This window comes from Xenorhabdus innexi (assembly GCF_002632485.1).
GTDB classification, from domain to species: domain Bacteria; phylum Pseudomonadota; class Gammaproteobacteria; order Enterobacterales; family Enterobacteriaceae; genus Xenorhabdus; species Xenorhabdus innexi.
On the sequence record NZ_NIBU01000290.1, the window covers coordinates 1 to 303 of the forward strand.

A 303-nucleotide genomic window follows, 5' to 3' on the forward strand; every position below is an offset into this window, starting at 1 on the left:
AATCTGACTGTCCATAACCCGCCGGATTTGCGCAGTGGCAGTACCCGGGCGTGGTGGGAAGTCCCGCCACCGAGTGTCTACAGTTTTGCCTTTTATATTTTCCAGCAGCTGAATGCGTGGCCGAAAAACGGGGCACAGGATTATCCGGCCAAAATTACCGCGTTATCCCCTTACCTGACGCCCGCCTGTCAGGATTTTCTGCGTGAAGATGCCCGCACCCGCGCTGACAGCGGGGAACTGGCTGACCGGGTACGGGTGGTGTATGAAGTGCCCGGCCGGGGCTATGGCACAAAAAGCGTGACG

The 303-nt window shown here is 58.4% G+C and carries 1 protein-coding gene; it reads left to right on the forward strand.

What is annotated here, in order from left to right; all coding sequences use genetic code 11:
- A partial coding sequence (locus Xinn_RS21660) for a PFL_4703 family integrating conjugative element protein (protein WP_099137850.1) occupies positions 1-303 on the forward strand: 303 nt, incomplete at both ends.